This is a genomic window from Oribacterium sp. HCP3S3_B9 (assembly GCF_052064255.1).
GTDB lineage: Bacteria > Bacillota > Clostridia > Lachnospirales > Lachnospiraceae > Oribacterium.
Genome location: NZ_JBQHVY010000001.1, coordinates 256,199 through 276,880, shown reverse-complemented (window position 1 = coordinate 276,880; position 20,682 = coordinate 256,199). Strand labels below are relative to the sequence as shown.

Annotated in this window: 13 protein-coding genes; 12 read left to right on the top strand and 1 reads right to left on the bottom strand. The window is 56.8% G+C overall.

The features are described from left to right. Positions 1 to 23 precede the first annotated feature (23 nt). The 9 genes from ACTNC3_RS01175 (at position 24) to add (ending at position 10,644) form a co-directional block, all read left to right on the top strand. Entirely contained in the window at positions 24 to 1,373 is a 1,350-nt protein-coding gene (locus tag ACTNC3_RS01175; RefSeq protein ID WP_441226192.1) for an enolase C-terminal domain-like protein, read from the top strand. A 281-nt stretch (positions 1,374 to 1,654) separates the two neighbouring features. Beyond that, positions 1,655 to 2,542: a 2-hydroxy-3-oxopropionate reductase gene (gene garR, locus ACTNC3_RS01170; protein ID WP_441226191.1), complete on the top strand. Its 888-nt coding sequence runs from the start codon at positions 1,655 to 1,657 to the stop codon at positions 2,540 to 2,542. Positions 2,543 to 2,759: 217 nt separating this feature from the next. Next, positions 2,760 to 3,659 carry a dihydrodipicolinate synthase family protein gene (locus tag ACTNC3_RS01165; protein ID WP_410042376.1) on the top strand — a complete coding sequence of 300 codons (900 nt, stop codon included), beginning with the start codon at positions 2,760 to 2,762 and terminating at the stop codon, positions 3,657 to 3,659. Next, a complete protein-coding gene (locus tag ACTNC3_RS01160; protein WP_441226190.1) occupies positions 3,659 to 4,513 on the top strand; it encodes an aldo/keto reductase in 855 nt (284 codons plus the stop codon). Before ACTNC3_RS01165 ends, ACTNC3_RS01160 begins: the two co-directional genes overlap by 1 nt. A 237-nt stretch (positions 4,514 to 4,750) precedes the next feature. Then, entirely contained in the window at positions 4,751 to 6,352 is a 1,602-nt protein-coding gene (locus ACTNC3_RS01155; protein ID WP_441226189.1) for a PrpR N-terminal domain-containing protein, read from the top strand. A 17-nt stretch (positions 6,353 to 6,369) separates the two neighbouring features. Continuing rightward, the gene (locus ACTNC3_RS01150) at positions 6,370 to 6,843 is read left to right on the top strand and encodes a PPC domain-containing DNA-binding protein (protein ID WP_410042379.1); all 474 of its coding nucleotides are present in this window, start codon (positions 6,370 to 6,372) and stop codon (positions 6,841 to 6,843) included. 1 nt (position 6,844) lies between these two features. Further along, the gene (locus ACTNC3_RS01145) at positions 6,845 to 7,990 is read left to right on the top strand and encodes a glycerate kinase family protein (protein ID WP_441226188.1); all 1,146 of its coding nucleotides are present in this window, start codon (positions 6,845 to 6,847) and stop codon (positions 7,988 to 7,990) included. Between the two features lie 297 nt (positions 7,991 to 8,287). Next, positions 8,288 to 9,523 carry an NAD(P)-dependent oxidoreductase gene (locus tag ACTNC3_RS01140; protein ID WP_410042381.1) on the top strand — a complete coding sequence of 412 codons (1,236 nt, stop codon included), beginning with the start codon at positions 8,288 to 8,290 and terminating at the stop codon, positions 9,521 to 9,523. Between the two features lie 107 nt (positions 9,524 to 9,630). After that, positions 9,631 to 10,644 carry an adenosine deaminase gene (gene add / locus ACTNC3_RS01135; protein WP_441226187.1) on the top strand — a complete coding sequence of 338 codons (1,014 nt, stop codon included), beginning with the start codon at positions 9,631 to 9,633 and terminating at the stop codon, positions 10,642 to 10,644. A 204-nt stretch (positions 10,645 to 10,848) separates the two neighbouring features. Here the strand turns inward: add and ACTNC3_RS01130 are convergent, their stop codons facing one another. After that, a complete protein-coding gene (locus ACTNC3_RS01130) occupies positions 10,849 to 11,430 on the bottom strand; it encodes an ECF transporter S component (protein ID WP_441226186.1) in 582 nt (193 codons plus the stop codon). A gap of 480 nt (positions 11,431 to 11,910) precedes the next feature. On the opposite strand from ACTNC3_RS01130, the gene ACTNC3_RS01125 reads away from it, so the two are divergent. The 3 genes from ACTNC3_RS01125 to addA all read left to right on the top strand — a co-directional run bounded on the left by ACTNC3_RS01125 (position 11,911) and on the right by addA (position 20,611). Further along, positions 11,911 to 13,224 carry an O-acetylhomoserine aminocarboxypropyltransferase/cysteine synthase family protein gene (locus ACTNC3_RS01125; RefSeq protein WP_441226185.1) on the top strand — a complete coding sequence of 438 codons (1,314 nt, stop codon included), beginning with the start codon at positions 11,911 to 11,913 and terminating at the stop codon, positions 13,222 to 13,224. A gap of 216 nt (positions 13,225 to 13,440) precedes the next feature. Continuing rightward, complete coding sequence (locus ACTNC3_RS01120) at positions 13,441 to 17,001, top strand: PD-(D/E)XK nuclease family protein (RefSeq protein WP_441226184.1); 3,561 nt, start codon at positions 13,441 to 13,443, stop codon at positions 16,999 to 17,001. Continuing rightward, positions 16,985 to 20,611 carry a helicase-exonuclease AddAB subunit AddA gene (gene addA, locus ACTNC3_RS01115; RefSeq protein WP_441226183.1) on the top strand — a complete coding sequence of 1,209 codons (3,627 nt, stop codon included), beginning with the start codon at positions 16,985 to 16,987 and terminating at the stop codon, positions 20,609 to 20,611. The genes ACTNC3_RS01120 and addA overlap by 17 nt, the downstream gene beginning before the upstream one ends. Positions 20,612 to 20,682 lie beyond the last annotated feature (71 nt).

The following is a 20,682-nucleotide window of genomic DNA, read 5'->3' as shown; positions in this document are numbered from 1 at the left end:
CATAGAAGAAAAGAGGTATGAAAATGGCAGATACACCTATTATTAAGAAGATGCAGGTCATCCCGGTGGCCGGCTACGACAGTATGCTGATGACTCTGTCGGGCTGTCATGCACCGGCATTTACAAGAAATCTGGTGATTCTCGAGGATAGTGCGGGACATCAGGGCATCGGTGAGATTCATGGTGGAGATTACACCTGTGAGTGTCTGAACGCAGTAAAGCCACTCGTAGAGGGACAGCCGATCGCGAAGTATCGTCAGATCCTCCAGAAGATCCATAAGCTGGCGAACCCTGCCGCAGAGGACGATGGCGAGGGTATCCAGACGCTGGATATCTCGAAGCTGAAGTTTGTCGTAAAGAGTGAGTGGGCACTGGAGTGTGCGATGCTCGATCTGATGGGCCAGTTCCTGGGCGTACCGATGTGTGATCTTCTCGGTGAGGGACAGCAGCGAAAGGAAGTCGAGATGCTCGGCTATCTCTTCTATGTATCCGATAAGAAGAAAGTACCGGCAGGCGAGATGCAGTATCTCGATGAGAGCGACAGCTCGGATCCATGGTTCCGTCTGCGCCGTGAGGAAATTCTGACACCGGAGAGAGTGGTCGAAGAGGCGGAGGCGCTGACCGAAAAGTACGGTTTCCGCAACTTCAAGCTGAAGGGCGGTGTACTGAAGGGCTCCGAGGAGATGGATGCGATGCGCGCACTGAAGAAGCGTTTTCCGGATGCACGTATCAACATTGACCCGAATGGCGCATGGAGCCTGAAGGAGGCCATCGAGCTCTGCAAGGATATGCATGGAATCATCACCTACATGGAGGATCCATGCGGACCAGAGGCCGGTTATTCCAGCCGTGAGATCATGCGTGAGTTTAAGAATGCGACGCAGTTCCAGGTGGCGACGAACATGATCGCAACCGACTGGCGTCAGTTCTATCACACCGTAAGCCTTAATGCCTGCGATATCATCCTCGCAGATCCGCACTTCTGGGGCTTCGATGGTGCGATCCGTATGTCACAGCTTCTCAACTCCTGGGGTCTTACCTGGGGTGTACACTCGAACAACCACTTCGACATCACACTGGCAGCCTTTGCACAGGTGGGTGCCGCTGCGGTCGGCGATCCGGCACCACTGGATACTCACTGGATCTGGCAGGACGGTCAGAATCTCCTCGATGATACGCCACAGATCATCGGCGGCAAGCTGCAGGTTCCGGATGCACCGGGACTCGGCGTACATCTCAACATGGAGAAGGTCATGAAGGCAAATAAGCTTTACAACAGCCTGCCATCCCATGATCGTGATGATGCGAAGGCGATGCAGTATCTGATTCCGGGCTGGAAGTATGATCACAAGAAACCGGCACTGGTGAGATAAGTGCGGCTTCTATAGATAGTCGAAGCTCATAGAAGCATTTTGAAACATATCTGAATCAGATGAAACGGAGCGTTGCAGCAAAGGAATAAATACGAATTAAAATGAAATGATATGAAATGAATAACAGAGATTTGACGAATCGGGCAGAAAATAAATTATCTTTGGTCAGTTTCATTCTAGTTTTACATTTACCGTTTCAGTAAGATAACAGCGTGAGATGCGAAAGCACTCCACTACATAAGTACATAAACATTTTTTTATTAAGAAAGTGAGGAATAAACATGAAGGTTGGATTTTTAGGACTTGGTATCATGGGTAGACCGATGGCGAAGAACCTGCTCAAGGCTGGTCACGAGCTGATGGTATTTGACTTCAACCAGGCTGCAGTTGATGAGCTGGTAGCTGCTGGCGCAAAGGCTGGTACCTGCGGTAAGGATCTTGCAGAGTTCGCAGATGTTGTCATCACCATGGTTCCGAACTCCCCACACGTACGTGCCGCTGTATTTAACGAGAAGGGCCTCGCAGAGGGCTTCCGCAAGGGTGAGTCCGTACTCATCGATATGTCTTCCATCGACCCGGTTGAGTCCAAGAAGATCGGTGCTGACCTCGAGAAGATCGGCGTAGACATGCTCGATGCTCCTGTATCCGGTGGTGAGCCAAAGGCCATCGACGGCACACTTTCTGTCATGGTTGGTGGTAAGAAGGAGACCTTCGATAAGTACTATGACATGCTCATGGTGATGGCTGGTTCTGTCGTATATGTCGGACCTCTGGGCTCCGGTAACGTTGCAAAGCTTGCAAACCAGATGATCGTAGCTGCCAACATTGGCATCGTTGCAGAGGCACTGACCTTCGCTAAGAAGGCTGGAACTGATCCTGAGCTCGTATACCAGGCAATCCGTGGCGGTCTCGCTGGTTCCACCGTTCTCGATGCAAAGGCTCCGATGATGCTTTCCGGCAACTACAACCCAGGCTTCAGAATCGACCTTCACATCAAGGATCTTACGAACGCCCTCAATGCTTCCCATGCCATCAACATGCCGGTTCCGATGACCGCACACATGATGGAGGTTATGCAGGAGCTGAAGAACCACGACGAGGGTGCCTGCGATCACGACGACATCGTTCGCTACTATGAGAGAATGACTGGCGTATCCATCGCAAAGTAATCTTACAAATTAGTGTTATAGCTTCATACTGATCTGAAGCCCGGCACCGAGCGCTTTTCCCTTCCATTTTAACGCCGGTTGCCGGGCTTTTTGTATTCGGAAATATCCAGCCGGATAGGGTCTGGACTGAAGCTTTACCATAGGATAAGAAATCATTCGTCCAGAATGAAAAGCAGTCAATCAATATTATGATTATAGAATCAGAAAGAGGATTTTCATGAATACAGAGTTTATCAAGGGTGTAGTTGTTCCGATTATTACCGTCATCGATCAGGATGAGAAGATCGATGAGGCCGGCATGCGGAAGCAGGTGGATTATGTCATCGATGGAGGCCTTCAGGGCATCCTGGCGTTCGGTTCCAACGGCGAGTTCTATCAGCTCGAGGAGGACGAGATGGAGCGCGGTCTCAAGATCATGGTGGATCAGGCCGCTGGTCGTGTGCCGGTTTACTTCGGCATCGGTGCCATCAATACGAAGAAGTGCATCCGCCTCGCCAAGATGGCCGTCGCAAACGGCGCATCCTGCGTTTCCATCCTTCAGCCGATGTTCCTGAAGCCGACCCATGACGAGCTCTATCGTCATTTCAAAGCCATCGCGGATGCGATTCCGGAGACGCCGGTGCTTCTCTACAACAACCCTGGCCGTGTAGGTTATGGCCTCAGTGCAGATATCGTGACTGAGCTTGCACATGACGTCGCAAACATCGTCGGCATGAAGGATACCTCCGGCGACATCACCCTCACCGAGGAGTGCGTACGCAGAAACCGTGACGTCGACTTCAAGGTCTTCGGTGGCAAGGACACCCTTCTCTTCGCATCGCTCTGCGTCGGCGCGGTCGGCGGCGTATGCACCGCTGGTAACTTCATGCCGGAGCTGATCGGTGATGTCTATAAGAAGTACACCGAGGGCGATTTCGAGGGTTCCCGTGAGGCACAGTTCAAGCTGAATCCGGTACGTCTTGCGATGGATAAGGCATCCTTCCCGGTAGCTGCGAAGGATATGGCAGCGATCCGCGGCCTCGAGGTCGGTGATCCGTACCTTCCATCCCTTCCGACCACAAACGAAGCTACCCTTGAACACTTTAAGAAGGTGATGAAGGAGGCAGGTCTGATCTGATGAAGCACACAGTCACACTCGCAAACGGTGCCGTCGTTCCGGCACTCGGCCAGGGGACCTGGTACCTCGGCGAGAACCGGGCGCAGCGTCAGCAGGAAATCGAGGGCATCCGCCAGGGCATCGCGGCCGGCATGACCCTCATCGATACCGCGGAGATGTACGGCAGTGGTGCTGCAGAGGATATGCTCGGAGAGGCGCTCAGCACGGAGGATCGCTCGAAGCTTTACCTCGTGTCGAAGGTGCTTCCGGGCAATGCCGGCGGCAAGCGTATGCGCCGCGCTCTGATGGGCAGCCTCGAGCGCATGGGGCAGCAGTACCTCGACCTCTATCTCTACCACTGGCGGGGCAACTACTCTCTGGAGGAGACGGTGAGCTGCCTCGAGGAGCTGCGCGCCGAGGGCCTGATCCGGGCCTGGGGCGTCTCCAACTTCGACATCGATGATATGGAGGAGCTCTGGGCGATCCCGGAGGGCCGGAACTGCCAGGTGAACCAGGTGCTCTACCATACCGGCTCCCGTGGCATCGAGTATTCCCTCCTTCCGTGGATGCGGGAGCATCAGGTGGCCCTCATGGCCTACTGTCCGCTCGCGCAGGCCGGTTCACTCCGGAGTGGCCTCTTCTCAAACAAGACCCTGCAGAGCATCGCCGAGGCGCATCATGCGACGGTGCCGCAGATTCTGCTCGCCTGGAACATCCGTGACGGACACACCATTGCGATTCCACGCAGCTCCCGTGCGGAGCATACGCTGGCCAATGCAGGCGCCGATCAGATCACACTGAGCCCGGAGGAGCTGCAGGCCATCGACCGCGTGTATCCGAAGCCGACGCACAAAGAGTATTTAGACATGCAGTAAATACGAAAACGGACAGGGCACTCCGCACTCACTCAGTTCAAAGTACAGAACCACAGCGGAGTGTCCGTGTCCGATCTGACAGAACGCGTTCTGCATATCGGACGCGGACACTCCACTGGAACCTGTTCTTTGAATTCGCAATTTAGCGGAGTGCCCTGCTCCGTTTTCTTACATTATGGCCACGACTATGGTATGATGGAATAAGTTGAAATGTATTGAAATAAAACGAGGTGTACCATGGCCAACATTGCACTGCTGGTTCCGAATGATGAGCTGTTCCGTCTGACGCATGATGTGCTGCAGGAGCAGCAGAAGCGTCTGTTTCTGATGAAGGTCATCGAGTCGGAGCGGGCGGTGATGGAGGCGCGGCAGGCCATTAACCAGGGGGCCGATATCATCATCGCGCGTGGTCTGCAGGCGACGATCATCAAGCAGTACACGGACATTCCGGTGGTGGAGATCGTGCTGACCAGGCAGGGTGTGATCGACATGCTCGAGCGTGCGAAGCGGGTCGTGCATAAGTCCCATCCGCATATCGCGATCGTGACCTTCAAGAACATGGCCTGCGACATGTCTGGGCTCGATGAGCAGTGCGGGGTACATCTCCATGAGTACTTCGTGCAGAACCCGGAGCTGCTGCGACCGGCGGCCATGCAGGCGATCGAGGATAAGGTGGACCTCATCATCGGGGGACAGACGGTGCTGACCGTCGCGGATGATGCGGGGATTCCATCGATTTTTATCACGAATACGGAGGATGCCGTCGAGGCAGCGATCCGGGAGGCCTTTCAGCTGGCAGCAACCTTCGATGGAAATGGCGGGCTTCCGGAGGCGAAATACCGGAAGCCGGAAATGGGCGGAAAGGCTTCGTCCTTCGTGAATTTCCCATACAGCAGTGCGCGTATGCAGGCGGCGGTGACGCTGGCGGAGCAGCTGGCCGCGACAGACTGTCCGAAGCTTCTGATCGAGCCGGTGGGGCGTCTCTACCGTGCCTTTGCCAATGCCATGCACAACAAGTCGAAGCATTCGCAGGAGAAGCTCGTGGAGTACGACTGCATCGCTGGAGAGTCTGCCTATGAGGCGCTGTTCGGGCGTCTCGGAAAGATGAACGATGCCGCGAAGGGCACCCTTCAGATCAACTTTATCGAGCATCTGGATCTGCGTTCGCAGAAGAAGCTGCTGGAGATCCTGATGTTCCGGAACGTCATCGTCGTGACGAAGAAGACGGACCTTCGACCGTATCTGCTGCCGGAGCTCTATGAGCGTCTGATCGCGTTTGCGATTCGCATTCCGATGCTTATGGAAACGCCGGAAGAGATTCCGTTTCTTGCGGATCTCTATATGCGGCGGCTTGCGGAGCAGTATGGGCGCTACCATGTACTGACGAAGGATGCGATGAAAACGATCGCGGCGCTTCCATGGAATGGCGGACGTATCCAGCTGGAGAGCTTCCTCGAGCGTCTCGTCATCACGGCGGATCATCGAAGTATCCGCCCGGACGACATCACGAAGCTGTACGCGACGATCTACGGGGCAGAGACATTGGCCTCCGGAACAGAAGCGGACAGAAGCACTGACGGCGGCGCGATGAACGCCGGTGGACAGCACGAGGACGCTGAGCTTTCGGTCGGGGGAAGGGCAGAAAGCGATGCAGCGTGCTCTGATGCGGAAGCAGATCGTGCACGCCATACGCCGGTCACATCCGTACAGGCGATGGAGCGGGAGCGCATCGTCCGGGTGCTCTCTGAATGCATGGGCAGCCGGGAGAAAGCCGCTGCGAAGCTCGGTATCAGTAAGACGACCCTGTGGCGAAAGCTCCGACAGTATCAGATCATTTAAATTCTTAGGAGGTTGGCATGGATTACAGAAAATTCGGAAATCAGATCGTGTTACGTGTGGATCGTGATGAAGAGGTCATGACGGAGATTACAGCACTTTGTGAAAAGGAAAATGTACATCTTGCGTCCATCAGCGGACTGGGTGCGGCCGATCATCTCGTGATGGGGCTCTACGATGTGGAGGCGCAGAAATTCACGGAGACCGTGCTGGATCAGCCGCTCGAAATCACGTCCATCATCGGCAGCGTCACGGAGATGGATGGAAAGCCGTATCTCCATGTGCATATCACGGTTGCGGATGTGGATGGACATGCCTTCGGCGGACATCTGAAGTCCGTGCGCATCGGTGGAACGGCGGAGATCTTCCTCACGGTCATCGACGGGCAGGTCGGCCGGAAGAAGGACGAAATCACGGGGACCGGACTGAATCTTTTTGATTTCAGCAGTAAAAATGATCATATAATGACTGCCGAAGGGCAGCAGGAGGTATAACATGAAATTTCTTTTTGCTTCGGATTCCTTTAAAGGAACCCTCACGAGCGACCAGACCATCGAGCTCCTCACGAAGGCAGCCGAGGAGGTTTTCGGAAGCTGTGAGACGAGTGGTGTGCCGGTCGCAGACGGCGGTGAGGGTACCACTGATGCCGTGGTGAAGGCGAGAAGTGGCGAGATCATCACGGTGCCGGTACATGGCCCGCTGATGGAGATGGAGCAGGGCTTCTATGGCCGTCTGTCGGACACGGAGGCCATCCTCGAGATGGCGGCGGCATCCGGACTTCCAATGGTGCCGGAAGAGAAGCGGAATCCGCTGAACACCACCACCTATGGCACCGGTGAGCTGCTGAAGGCGGCGCTGGATACCGGCTACACGGAGATCGCGATCGCGATCGGAGGATCGGCGACCAATGATGGCGGCATGGGGTTTGCATCCGCCCTCGGTATTCGTTTCCTCGATCAGGAGGGAAATGTACTGGAAGGCCGTGGCGAGAACCTCGAGAAGGTGGCGCACATCGATATGAGCGGCCTCGATCCGGCGGTACAGAAGGCGCACTTCACCGTCATGTGTGATGTGACGAATCCACTCTGCGGTCCGAATGGCGCGACCTATACCTTCGGAAAGCAGAAGGGCGGCACACCGGAAATCCTCGACCGGCTCGAAAAGGGTATGCAGAACTACCGTGATGTCATCATCCGTGAATTCGGTATCAACCCGGATGAGATCCAGGGCAGTGGTGCGGCCGGTGGACTCGGTGCCGCACTGAAGGTGTTCCTGCACGCAGAGATGAAGTCCGGCATCGAGACCGTGCTTGATCTCATCGACTTCGATGCACGCCTCGAGGGTGTTGACCTCGTCGTGACCGGTGAGGGCCGAACCGACTGGCAGTCCTGCTTCGGCAAGGTGATGCAGGGTGTCGGTGATCGCAGTGCGAAGCACCAGGTACCGGTAGCGGCACTCTGCGGCGGACTCGGCCCGGACTATGAGAAGATCTATGCCCATGGGATCCGCTCGATCATGACGACCGTCGACGGCCCGATGCCACTGAAGGAGGCCCTGGACAACGCCAGCGAACTCTACTATAAGGGCGCGATCCGCATGTTCCGCTTCCTCCAGACCGGTATGCAGATGAACAGGCACTAATACTGGATAAATATATAATGAACATAAATTTATAGTCCGAAAGACGAAATAGAGTGTTTATTCGGACGAGTGAAATCTATTTTTACATCAGCGCAGATCGTTTTTGCATGACGATCTGCGCTGAAATTCGATTCGGGCACAGGTTATAAAATTAACGCGGAAGTCAGAAATTTAACGTTCTTTTCTTGTCAGATAAGTTATGTATTTAACGCATGACATTCGTGAAATCCTGTATTAGGATGGAGCGTGTTGAGTTTGAAAAAGTACAGATGATTCGATATCAGGGGAGGTTTGAAGATGCCCATTCATGTTTTGGAGGAAGCCAATCGCTGTCTGCAGTGTAAGAATCCACAGTGCCGAAAGGGCTGCCCGATCAACACCAACATTCCGGAGATGATTCGTCTCTTTAAGGAAAATGAGCTGGAGACCGCGGCCGCGATGCTGTTTGCGAACAATCCGCTTTCCGTCGTATGCTCACTCGTATGTAATCATGGAAAGCAGTGCGAGGGCCACTGTGTTCGCGGCATCAAGGGCTCCCCGGTTCATATTTCGTCCATCGAAAACTATATTTCCGATTCCTGCTTCGAGCGTATCAAGGTGAAGATGGCGGAGCCGAACGGCATGAAGGCAGCGGTCATCGGTGCCGGTCCGGCCGGCATCACCATCGCGATCCTGCTCGCCAGCAAGGGCTATAAGATCACCGTCTTCGAGAGCCGTGATAAGATCGGCGGTATCATGCGCTACGGTATCCCGGAGTTCCGCCTGCCGCACAGCATCCTTGACCGCTACTACACGAAGATGCGTGAGATGGGGATCCTCTTCCGTCCAAACTTTACCATCGGCGGAAACATCACCCTCGAGGATCTTTTCCACGATGGCTATCGCTCCATCTTTATCGGCACTGGTGCATGGCGTCCGCGCCGTATGCTGATTCCGGGTGAGACCTTCGGCAATGTGCATTATGCGATCAATTATCTTAATAATCCGGAGTCTGTCGACCTCGGCCAGTCTGTGGCGATCTTCGGTTCCGGAAACTCGGCGATGGATGTCGCACGTACCGCGATCCGTCAGGGCGTGAAGAACGTAACGGTATACGAGCGTCGTGATAAGGTGACCGCCTCCCCGGATGAGTTTGAGTTTGCGAAGCTTGATGGTGTGCAGTTCGAGTTCCACGAGACCGCTACCGCCATCAAGGATGATGGCGTGATGCTCTCCGAGACGGAGGTGCAGGAGGATGGCAAGGTCGTGACGAAGCCGGGAACGGAGCACTTCGTTCCGTGTGATTCCGTCGTGATCGCCGTTTCCCAGGTGCCGAAGCACCGTCTCGTCGAGCACAACTCCGGCCTCAAGCTGAACGAGCGTGGTACCCTCGCGACCGATGCCGAGGGTGAAACCACCATGCCGGGCGTCTTCGCCTCCGGCGACGTCGTGACCGGCGCAAAGACCGTCGTCGACGCCGTTCACGTATCGAAGATGATCGCGGAGGAGATGGACCAGTATATGCAGGCGCACAAGGACGATGTGAACGCCTAACACTGCGAAGCATCCGCCAGGTCTCCCTGTGACAGTCCACAGGGAGACCTGGCTCTGTCTATGAAACCATGCTAAAATAGAACTATCTATAGAAAGCAGGTGACACGATGAAACGACTGATTGATTTACATGTCCATCTGGATGGTTCGCTTCCGTACGAAACCGTCCATAAACTGATGAAGAAGGAAGGACTGCCGGCGAAGACAGATGCGGAGCTCTATCCGCTGCTTTCGGTGCCAGAGGACTGCCGGGATCTCAATGAATATCTGGAGAAGTTCGATTTTCCGCTTCAGCTCATGCAGAGCGCCGGAAACATTGAACAGATCGTGTATGATCTTCTGAACGTGCAGCGCGCGGAGGGCCTCGTGTATACGGAGATCCGTTTCGCACCGCAGCTCCACTGTCAGCAGGGGCTCACGCAGGCGGCGGTGGTCGAGGCGGCCGTGGCGGGGCTTCGTCGCTTCGAGAAGGAGCAGTACAGCTGTACCTGCACGGAGACGACGCCGGAGCTTCATGCCGGTCTCATCCTCTGTGCGATGCGTGGCGCTGGTAATGAGGAAGCAAATCTGGAGACCGTTCGAGTGGCTGCGAAGTACCTCGGAAAGGGCGTGGTGGCGCTCGATCTCGCAGGTGCGGAGGCCCTGTTCCCGACGCGGGATTTCGAGGATGTCTTCGCACTGGCTCGAGAGCTCGAGGTACCGTTTACGATCCATGCCGGGGAAGCCGCTGGACCAGACTCCATCCGCACCGCGCTTGCCTTCGGTGCCCGCCGGATCGGCCATGGTGTCCGCGCGCTCGAGGATGCCGCGCTCGTGAAGGAGCTCGCCGAAAAGCAGATTCCACTGGAGTGCTGCCCGACCTCGAATCTCAACACGAAGATGTTCCCGGACATGGCACATTATCCGATCCGTGCGCTGCTCGAAGCCGGCGTGAAGGCCACGGTCAACACCGACAACATGACCGTTTCCGATACCACGGAGTCGAAGGAGTTCGCGAAGCTCGAGCAGGCCATCGGCCTGACCGCAGCCGAGGAAAAGCAACTTCTGCTCAATGCAGCCGACGCAATCTTCGGTGGCGAGGATGAAAAAGCACGGCTCCGGAAGCTGATCGCCGAGATGTGATCGTTTTAAACTGATTTCCTGAAATGGAAAAGTGGCACTGCAGGCAGTATCAATCTTGCCTGCAGTGCCACTTTTTATACTTTATGTTTACTTTTTTCTTCCGAAGTTCTCATGCTCCTGCTCGCGGAACTTCTTATTCTTATGAAGATAGGACTGGAAGGCCTGTCCGGTATGGGTCCATTCTCTCTGTTTCCTGTGCTGCCATCAGTGCGTAAGCTTCATGAAGAAGCCGGCCTTCTGAAGTGCCGGGCGCAGTGCCGCATACACGGCCACAGATACGACGAGGGATACGACCGCGTTGATCGTGGTGGCGACGAAGTTGATCTTCAGGGACAGATCCGCTGCCGGCTTTCCGAGGATGAGAATTTTATACCAGTAGCCGATGATCGGGTCTGCAAACATGTTGAAGATCAGACCGCAGGCAGCGGCGATGATGGTCCAGCGAAGGATGTGCTTCGGATCATCGGTCGTCGTGATGCCGCCGATTCTGTGTGCGACGAAGCCGGTGATGAGACCGATGAGCAGCTTGCAGAACAGTGTCTTCGGTACGAGCGGTGCATAGACCGGATCCAGCAGATCACCGATGCTCATGCCGATCGCACCGGCGATACCCCCAAGCGGACCACCGATGATGAACGCACCGAGTACCACGACGGCATTTCCGAGGTGGATGGATGTCATATCCGCACCGACCGGAATCTTGATCTGCAGGAAGGTGAAGACTGCATAGGAAAGCGCTGCGAACAGAGCGGCAAGCGCGAGCTGATAGGTTTTCGAGTTTTTCATAGTGTTGCCTCCTCAGGTGTGTTCAGGCATCTGCCTGTTCTGCCCTGCATTATAGGTTACAGCTGGCGATATCGTAACTACCAGATAATATTTATTTTATATAACCAGATGGCTGGATGAGACCACATCTGCTATAGAATAGACAATGGATCGTCTGGGAGCCGCAGGAGACCTGGCTTAGATTTTGCCGGCGGCGGAGTTCTGTGCTTCTGTTACCGGTCCCCTGCGTCTTCTCTTCGACATTGATATAAAGCCGATTTATATCTGACTCCAAACAGCAAGTATTATACAATAGCAGATACGGGTGCTATGATTTCACCATCAGCTGAAGGAAATCACTTAAGAAACTGATGAACGTAAAGATGAAAACATCGGAATGAAAACACCGATGCAGACTGCAGAAGCCACCTGAATCATAGAGGAGAGTTTGGGCGCCTCGCAGATAGGAACGCGCAGCCGGAGCTGCAGAAGGAGAACATCATGCCGAAGAAGCCATATGTAGACAGAAATTACGGATTTGATACCAAGGCCATCCATGTAGGACAGGAAAACCCGGATCCAGCCACCGGTGCGAGAGCGGTTCCGATCTACCAGACCAGCGCATTCGTATTTAACGATGCGGATCATGCAGCCGCCCGTTTCGCGCTGAAGGATGCAGGTAACATCTATGCGCGACTGACGAACCCGACTGAGGATGTCTTCGAGCAGAGAGTCGCCGCCCTCGAGGGTGGTGTCGCCGCCCTCGGTGTTGCATCCGGTGCAGCTGCGGTTACCTACGCATTTAAGGCCGTTGCGCATGCCGGTGACCACATCGTTTCCGCGAAGAACATCTACGGCGGAACCTACAATTACCTCGCCCATACCTTTACCGACTACGGCGTAACGACCACGTTCGTCGATCCGTACAATTACGAGGAGGTAGAGGCAGCCATCCAGCCGAACACGAAGGCCCTCTATGCCGAGACCCTCGGTAACCCGAACGGTGAGGTCCTCGACCTCGACAAGTGGGTAGAGATCGCTCACAAGCATGACCTCCCGCTCATCATCGATAACACCTTCGCAACCCCGGTACAGATCCGTCCGATCGAGCACGGTGCCGACATCGTCGTTCATTCGGCGACGAAGTTCATCGGTGGTCACGGAACCACCATCGGCGGCGTCATCGTCGATGCCGGCAAGTTCAACTGGAACCAGCCGGAGAAGTGGCCATGGCTTGCCACGAAGAACGAGTCCTACCATGGTGTGACCTTCGCTACCGACTGCGCACCGGCCACCATCGCTACCTATCTTCGTGCCATCATTCTGCGTGACGAGGGCGCAACCCTTGCACCGCTCAATGCATGGCTGCTCCTGCAGGGCATCGAGACCCTGGCGCTCCGCGTAGAGCGTCATACCGAGAATGCACTGAAGGTCGTCGATTACCTGTCGAAGAATCCGCATGTGGCCTACGTTTCTCATCCGGCTGCCTCGAAGGATCCGGTACAGCAGGCCCTCTATCAGAAGTACTATCCGAACGGTGCCGGCTCCATCTTTACCTTCGACATCGACGGTGACGAGCAGAAGGCGAAGGACTTCATTGATAATCTCGAGCTCTTCTCACTGCTGGCCAATGTTGCCGACGTGAAGTCTCTCGTCGTACACCCTGCAACCACGACCCACGCAGAGTGCAATGACGCCGAGCTCGCTGACCAGGGCATCAAACGGAATACCATCCGTCTCTCCATCGGTATCGAGAACGTCGAGGACATCATCGCCGACCTCGACCGCGCATTCAAGGCCGTCTTCGGAGACTGATAAAATTTCATAACACAGATCATCTCGTAAACCGGAAGCCCCAGGCTTCCGGTTTTTTCGTCCATTATTTGAAGGATATGCTGACATCTACAGTCTGCTGTGCTGCCAGAAAATTGTGCAACAGTCTGTTGCACAATTTTTATTTCAACCAATGTGCTGAAAAATGTACCTGCCCCTGTGCTATCATAGAGCTATCAGAAAAAAGGCAGGTAGCTTATGAGCTTACGTTTCATTTTCGGCGCGAGTGGCGCTGGTAAAACCGAATATCTTTTACAGTACTTCTTGAAGCACGCCCCGGAGAATTTCCGTAAGAACTGGTTCCTGATCGTGCCGGAGCAGGATACCCTGGCGATGCAGAAGAAGATCCTCGCGCATCCGGCGAATCCGGGCGGCGGCATCCTGAACATCGATGTGCTGAGCTTTAACCGTCTGGCCTATCGTGTCTTCGAGGAGCTCAGTCTTCAGGCGATGACCATCATCGACGATACCGGAAAGATCATGATCCTCCGCTCCGTAACGGAGAAAGTCAGGGGGAAACTGCGCCTGTACCAGCGTGAGCTCAACAAGCCGGGCTTCCTCGAGAGTCTGAAGTCTCAGATCTCTGAGTTCTATCAGTACCACATTACGCCGGAGATGCTGGACCTCGCTGCAGAACGCGCCGAGTCGCAGTATACCCGGAGTAAGCTCCAGGATATCGCGCTGATCTATGAGCATTTTCAGCAGTACATGGAGGAGCACGGCTATCATACGCAGGAGGAAATCCTCGACCAGCTGTATGCGCACCTTCCAGAGTCTCAGCTGCTGCGGGATGCGGTCGTGGCATTCGATGGCTTCACCGGCTTCACACCGATCCAGCTTCGTATTCTCGAGGAGATCCTGCCGGTGACAGCGGAGACCCTCGTGAGCTGCGAGGTGAGTCTCGATGCACACGACTCGATCTATGAGCTGCGCGGTCCGGAGGACCTCTTCTATCTCTCACGGCAGACCGTGGCGAAGCTGACGAAGATGGCCTCCGATCTGAAGCTTCTGGTGGAGGCACCGATCGATGTGAACCGCTTCGATGCGCGCACCGGAGAGCCGCGACCGGCGGGTGCGGTACTGCCGCGCTTCGTGAAGGCACCGGCGCTCTCCACGATCGAGGCACGCCTCTACCGCTTCGATGCAGCGAGTGAGAAAGCAGCCCCGGACAGCTCCCTCGTGATCCGCGAAGCGGCGGATCTCCGTCAGGAGGTCGAGGCGATGGCCACCAGTATCGAGGAGGCCGTACGTCGGGATGGTCTCCGCTACCAGGACATCGGCATCATCCTGACGAATCCGGAGAGCTACCGGGACATCGTCTATAAGGTATTTTCCGAGGCGGACATTCCGTACTTCTTCGATGACCCGGCAAGTCTGCTTGATTCTCCATACACGGAGCTCATGCGGGCGGCACTGGAGGCCGTCGACCGGAATTTCAGCTTCGATGCGGTCCTTCGTTTCCTGCGTGCCCTGCCGTCTGTAACACCGGAGAAGGAGCAGCATATCGACCGGCTCGATAATATCCTGCGGGCCACCGGTATCCGTGGTGCTTCGAAATATGACGCGGTATGGACGGAAGCAGATGGTAGTGTGGGCGAGCGGGAGGCCCTCCGTCAGGAGCTGATCCTGCCGTTGCTGCATCTTCGCACGCGGTCCGGCGAGCGTGGTGCGAGCGTGGCGACCCGCGTGGAAGCACTGGAGGCGCTGATGCATGAAATTGCGGCCCCAGAGGCCATCGCAGCGCTGGTAGCTGCACTCCGAGCGGCCGGTGATCAGAACCGTGCGGAGGCGCTCGAGGAGAGTGTGACGGCGATCGATGCGGTGCTCCGGCAGCTTCGCTCGCTGCTGGGGGAGACCTCGGTATCCCGCGCAGAGTTCCGGGACGTGCTCGATGCTGGCCTTCGTCAGGCCTCGGTGCGCGTGATTCCGGCGACCCTCGACCAGGTCGTGATCGGTGATCTCACGCGCTCGCGCTTCTCGAATCCACGCCTCTTTTTCGTGGCCGGACTGACGGCGGATGAGGTGCCGAAGGCAGAGCCCGACACGAAGCTGCTGACCGACCGGGACCGCCATCTGTTCAGGGACTTAGACATTGAACTCGCCCCGGACCGGGTGGAGAGTGCGCTCGTGCAGCGCTTCTATATCTACCGTGCACTGCTGAATCCGTCGGAGCGCCTGGTGCTGAGCTATGCCCTGAAGGGGCGTGACGGCAAGGGCTGCCGTGCGTCCGGTCTGATCAAGGAGATTCGCGATATGTTCACGGAGCTTCCGGTGGAGAAGCTGCGTGATCGTGCGCCACGCGCCTACACGATGAAGGAGGCCGAGCGTCTGATCGCCGGCGCGATGCAGGAGCTCGAGACACTGGCCGCGCAGGACGCAGGGCCAATGCTGACGCCGGAAGCACAGAGGACGGCGCAGGACACGGCGGCGGGCACCAGGACAGGGGATGCGGCAGCTTCACAGAATCATCGTGCGAAGGCGCAGCAACAGGAGACGGCGAAGCTGACACGTCTGCTGGAGTATCTCGCCATCCTCGACCGGGATCCGGCACAGCATGCGAAGGCGCAGCAGCTGATGGCAGCGGCGTTCACGCATTACGAGGAGGATATGCTGTCCCGGAAGGTCGCTGAGGAGCTCTATGGCGGACGGATCCTCGGTTCCATCACGCGCCTCGAGCGCTACAGCCAGTGCGCGTACCAGCATTTCCTCCGCTATGGTCTTAAGCTGCAGGAGAGGGAGAGCTTCGATCTTCAGATGTATGATATCGGAAATCTCTACCACGGAGCGATCGAGCAGAGCTTCCGGCGTACGCTGGAGGCGGAGAAAAAGCTGGAGACGCTCAGCGAGGAGGAGCTCGGTACACTCGCGGAGGAGAGCGTTACACAGGTGTCCGCGAGCTACAATCATGGACTTATGATGGATACGGCGCGCAACCAGTACCTCGTACGGAAGGCGACGGCCATCACGCGGACGACGCTGTGGGCGCTGGCAGAGCAGCTGCGCCGTGGCGAGTTTCATGTGGACGGACTCGAGAAGAACTTCGACTACATCCGCGACGGCATGCGTCTCACCGGGCGGATTGATCGTGTCGATGTCGCCCAGGACGAGGGCCATGTCTACGTAAAGGTCATCGACTACAAGTCCGGAAAGACGAGCTTCGATTTAAGCCGCGTCTACAACGGAACGCAGCTGCAGCTCACGACCTATATGAATGTTGCGATGAACGCGTATCAGCTGCGCTATCCGGAGAAAGAGATCGTGCCGGCGGCGATGTTCTACTATCGCATCGACGATCCGGTGCTCGATTATGATGCGGCAGCCAGTGCGGAGGACCGTGAACGTGCACGTCTCCGGAAGCTGATGGTTGACGGCCTCGTGAACACAGAGCTGTCGGTCGTACAGAAGCTGGATACGGGTATCGAGAAGGCGTCGGATATCCTGCCGGTGACGATTCGGGCGGGTGCCGTCGATGCGACGAAGAAAAATGTCGCCTCGACGAAGCGCTTCCGGGACCTCGGACGCTTCGTCGACCGGAAGATGCAGGGCTTCGCACAGGAGATCCGCGATGGCCGCATCCGCGTCGACCCGATCCGGATCAGTACGGATACGACGGCCTGCAGCTGGTGTCCGTATCATAGTATCTGTCGCTTCGACCCGCGGATCGACGGCTACGCCTACCGGAGCGGAGAGAAGCTTTCGGCAGAGGAAATCTGGAACGAGATTTCACCAGAGGAGAAGAGTGATGCAGTGGACGACTGAACAGGAAAGTGTAATCAATCATACAGCGGGTGATCTGCTGGTCGCCGCAGCGGCGGGCTCCGGCAAGACGGCGGTGCTCGTGCAGCATGTGATTTCCCGGATCATGGACCCGGTGGATCCGGTGAAGCTGTCCGAGATGGTGATCATGACCTTCACAGAGGCGGCGGCACAGGAGATGCGGGACCGGATCAAGACGGCGCTTGAGGAGAAGCTCCGGGAGCATCCGGACAGCGCAGAGCTGATCCGCGAGGCCGGCAGTATACAGAATGCGAGCATCTCCACCATCGATGCCTTCTGTAAGCATTTCATCACGGAAAACTATGCGGCGATCGACCTCGACCCGGGCTTCCGCATGGGCGACCAGGGAGAGCTCCGGCTGCTGCAGGGCGATATCCTCGAGGATCTGCTGGAGGAGGAGTATGCGGCCGGCGAAGCGGATTTCCTTCACTTCGTCGACACCTTCGCGCAGGGAAAGACCGACGCGGGCATCGCAGAGCTGATCCAGAAGCTGTACGAGAGCGCGGCCTCCCACCCATGGCCGGAGGAGTACCTCGAGGACTGTCTCGCGGCGGAATCCGCGGATGGAAAGAAGTTTCTGCTGGAGCAGCTCGCAGCGCGTCTTCGCGATGATGCGGAGCGGATGGGCTATGCGCTGTCCATCTGTGCTGAGCCGGATGGACCGGAAAGCTATCTTACGAATGTGGCGCAGGAAAAGCAGGCCCTCCAGTATGCGGCCGCAGCGGAGGATCTTTCAGAGCTGGTTCTCCGAACGCAGGCGATCCGTTATGACCGCCTGAAGCCGACGAAATCCGCACTGAAGACACGCGTGACGGCGATCCGTGATGAGGTGAAGAAGGATACGAAGGACATCGCCGGGCTGCCGGTCGCCCTGGATCCGGAGGCGGAGGAGAAGATGGAGGCGGGCATCGAGTGCAGCCTGCGTGGCCTCGTACGTCTCACGAAGAAGTTCAGTGCGCGCTACCAGGAGGAGAAGGAAAAGCGGCATGTACTGGATTTCAGTGATCTCGAGCATAAGGCGCTGGAGATCCTCTATACCACGGATGCAGAGGGCGTCCGCCACCCGTCGGCGATCGCGGATGATGTCGCACAGCAGTATCGTGAGATCCTGGTGGACGAGTACCAGGACTCGAACTTCGTGCAGGAGGAGCTGATCCGTGCCCTTTCGGCGGCACGCTTCGGTCGTCCGGATGTCTTCCAGGTCGGTGACGTGAAGCAGTCCATCTACAGCTTCCGTCAGGCGCGCCCGGATCTTTTCCTCATGAAATACCAGGATCCGGACTATCCGAAGATCGAGCTGAGCCGGAACTTCCGAAGCCGCAACGAGGTAGTGCGGGCGGTCAACCGCGTGTTCCACCGCGTGATGCGCCCGATGCTGGGCGGCATCGACTACAACGAGAAGGTGGCGCTTCACTATGGTTATCCGAAGGCACCGGAAAGTGAGGACATCGATCCGCGCTATCAGACAGAGCTTCTGCTGCTCGAGGTCTCGAAGGAGACGTCAGAGGAGCTGTTCGGTGCACAGATGTCGAAGGAAGAGGCGGAGTCCCATATGATTGCGGAGCGCATCCAGCGCCTCCATGCGGATGGTGTGAAGTACCGTGATATGGTGATCCTGCTTCGCTCCCCGGGCTCCTGGGCGGATACCCTCGTGGAGATCCTCGGTGCGGATGGCGTCCCGGCCTACTGCACCAGCAACGAGGGCTATTTCGATACCGTCGAGGTGGAGACTGTGCTGGCGCTGCTCGATGTCATCGATAACCCGCAGCAGGACATCCCGCTGGCGGCCGTCCTCCACTCGCCGATCTACCGGTTTACGGACGAGGAGCTGGCAGCGCTCGTCGCACATTTCGGATCCCTGCAGGCCGCGCTGCCGCAGGTATCTGAGGCCAATGCTGCCGACGGTACAGCCGATGGCAGTGCGGATGTGAGCGACTGCGGAAGAGCGGAGGCCGACGCGGTCGACGGCCCATCCGCGGAAAACGAGGCGAAGCCTCCGCTTGCACCGGCACTGCAGGCGAAGCTCGACCACTTCTGTGCAGACCTCGCGCGCTACCGCGCCATGGCCCACTACCTGTCGATTCATGAGCTTCTGTACCGGATCTTCGACGAGACCGGCTACGATCACTATGTCTCGGCGATGCCGGCGGGTCGGCGTCGAAAGGCGAACCTCGACGCGATGATCGATATGGCGCTTTCCTTCGAGAAGACCTCGTACAAGGGCCTCTTCGACTACATCCGCTATATCGAAAAGCTGAAGAAGTACGACAGTGACCAGGGCGAGGCGACGGTGTTCTCCGATCAGGATGACCTCGTACGCATTATGTCGATCCATAAGTCGAAGGGCCTGCAGTTCCCGGTGGTCTTCCTCTCCGGTATGAGCCGGAAGTTCAACACACGCTCGCTGAACGAAGCGGTGCTGGTGGATGCGGAGCTGGGCATCGGCTGTGATTATGTGGACCTCGAAAATAAAGTGAAGATTCCGTCCCTGAAGCGGGCGGCGATTCGGAAAAAGCTGGAGACCGACCAGCTCGGCGAGGAGCTTCGCGTGCTCTATGTTGCGATGACACGCGCCGAGGAGAAGCTGATCCTGACCGCTACGACGGGCGACATCGAAAAGCTTCTCCAGAAGTATCCGGATGCGGATGCACCGCTCTCCGGGGCGGCGCTCGAGAGCGCCCGCTGCTATCTCGACTGGATCATGATGGCCGAGGGTGCTGAAAAGCTGCAGCGGGTCGGTGCAACGCGGGATGTCATCGAGCTCTTCGATTATACCCTGCACGATATCCATCTCGCCGCGGAGCAGACGGCACTGAACCGTCTTCGCCAGGCAGAGAAGCTGCAGCAGGCCGTCGCCGCAGTGGACCCGGGCGCGGCATCCTATGTGGAGGCCATGGCGGATCTTTCCTATCACTATCCGCATGCGGCGGCGACCCGGCTCTATCCGAAGCACTCCGTCTCCGAAATCAAGGAAACGGCGATGGAGGCCTTCGAGGAAGCCCACGCACGTGCCGGCCGGGAGCATTGGCAGATCAAGGTGGATCACAGCGAGACCGATCCGTCCGGCAGGACCCAGGAAAAGCCGGTGCACTACCAGGAAAAGGCGGGCGCAGATGTCGGCGATGCCTATCATCATGCGCTGGAGAAGTACGATTATCTTGATACGGCGGATTTCATGGCGCAGCTCGAGAAGAAGCTGCCGGAAGCGGAATATAAGCTCGTAAATCCGAAACGTTTTCAGGCCTTTCTGCAGTCACCGCTCGCGGCACGCTTCCGAAAGGCGCAGGCGGCGGATACACTCTACCGTGAGCAGCATTTCATGAAGCAGGTGCCGAATGATTATCTCTTCCCGGGCAGTGACACGTCGGAGCCGGTCATCCTGCAGGGCATCATCGACGCCTTCTTCATCGAAGACGGTGAGATCGTTCTCGTGGACTACAAGTCCGACCATGTCCGGGAGGCGGAGACGCTGATCGGACGCTACCAGAAGCAGCTCGAGCTCTACGCGGAGGCCCTCGAGAAGATCACCGGGCTCCGGGTGAAGGAAAAGCTTATCTACTCCATCATCCTCGAGCGGACGATTCCGGTATGATATTTCATAAGTATATAAAAAGACCAGGCGGGCAGTCGCTCGTCTGGTCTTTTACTAGGCATCTATGTGCG